The organism is Cysteiniphilum marinum, from assembly GCF_014857925.1.
GTDB classification, from domain to species: domain Bacteria; phylum Pseudomonadota; class Gammaproteobacteria; order Francisellales; family Francisellaceae; genus Caedibacter; species Caedibacter marinus.
On record NZ_JACYVZ010000098.1, the window covers coordinates 1 to 1,391 of the forward strand.

The 1,391-nt window shown below is 44.5% G+C and carries 2 tRNA genes and 1 rRNA gene; all 3 read left to right on the forward strand.

Features of this window, described 5'->3' with window-relative positions:
• The first annotated feature begins 47 nt into the window (after nucleotides 1-47).
• Nucleotides 48-124 (forward strand) — tRNA-Ile (locus IE867_RS14430).
• Nucleotides 125-257: 133 nt separating this feature from the next.
• Nucleotides 258-333: transfer RNA gene (locus IE867_RS14435), tRNA-Ala, on the forward strand.
• A gap of 229 nt (nucleotides 334-562) precedes the next feature.
• Nucleotides 563-1,391: ribosomal RNA gene (locus IE867_RS14440) — 23S ribosomal RNA — on the forward strand; the annotation flags it as partial.

Genomic DNA, 1,391 nt, shown 5'->3' on the forward strand with positions numbered 1-1,391 from the left:
AGCGAGAAGTGTTTAAGTGTTTACAATTGATGTTTTTTCAGTAGATTGGGTCTGTAGCTCAGCTGGTTAGAGCGCACCCCTGATAAGGGTGAGGTCGGTAGTTCAAGTCTACTCAGACCCACCAATTCAGAAGACAGAGAACAGAAGGCAGAAGACAGAATTTGGATCAAGCAAGCTTGATGGATTTATTTTAAATAGATCATCGCGAAGCGATACGATTATCTGTCCTCAGTCCTCAGTCTTCAGTTTTCAGAAAAGGGGCCATAGCTCAGCTGGGAGAGCGCCTGCTTTGCACGCAGGAGGTCAGCGGTTCGATCCCGCTTGGCTCCACCATCTACGCATCGATATTTGATTAAGGTTCAAAGAGTGTTTTGATTTAATTTAACTTAATTTAATTTATTTTAATTATTGTGTTTATCAGGTTGTTCTGATCGAGGCGCAATCAAGAAGATCGAAGGAGTTTGCTGTAGCAAATGACTGAAGGTGTTCGTAGGTTGCAACGAAGAGCAGAATAAGATGATAAGCACAAGAAGAGATCTTTAACAATTTATTATAGAGTAATGACCAAGAGAATAAGCGCAAACGGCGGATGCCTTGGCAGTCAGAGGCGATGAAAGACGTGATAGCCTGCGAAAAGCTTCGGGGAGTTGGCAAATAAACATTGATCCGGAGATGTCTGAATGGGGGAACCCAGTTATCTTTGATAACTATCTTAACTTAGGTTAAGAGGCGAACGTGGGGAACTGAAACATCTAAGTACCCATAGGAAAAGAAATCAACCGAGATTCCCTCAGTAGCGGCGAGCGAACGGGGAAGAGCCTGGCATATTTTAGCGTATAGATTAGTTGAACATTCTGGGAAGGATGGCCATAGCAGGTGATAGCCCTGTAGACGAAAATTTATAAGTGGAACTAGGTATGCGAATAAGTAGAGCGGGACACGTGAAATCTTGCTTGAAGATGGGGGGACCATCCTCCAAGGCTAAATACTACTGACTGACCGATAGTGAACCAGTACCGTGAGGGAAAGGCGAAAAGAACCCCGATAAGGGGAGTGAAATAGAACCTGAAACCGTTTGCGTACAAGCAGTGGGAGTCCTACCACTATTGATACTCTAGGCTTTTGTTTGTGACAAGAGACTTTTGGGGTATAAAAAGTGGTAGGATGACTGCGTACCTTTTGTATAATGGGTCAGCGAGTTACTTTTAGTGGCGAGGATAACTGAATAAGGGATCCGTAGCGAAAGCGAGTTTTAATAGAGCGCTTAGTCGCTAGGAGTAGACCCGAAACCGACGCGATCTATCCATGACCAGGTTGAAGGTTGGGTAACACCAACTGGAGGACCGAACCCGGTAATGTTGCAAAATTATGGGATGAGTTGTGGATCGGAG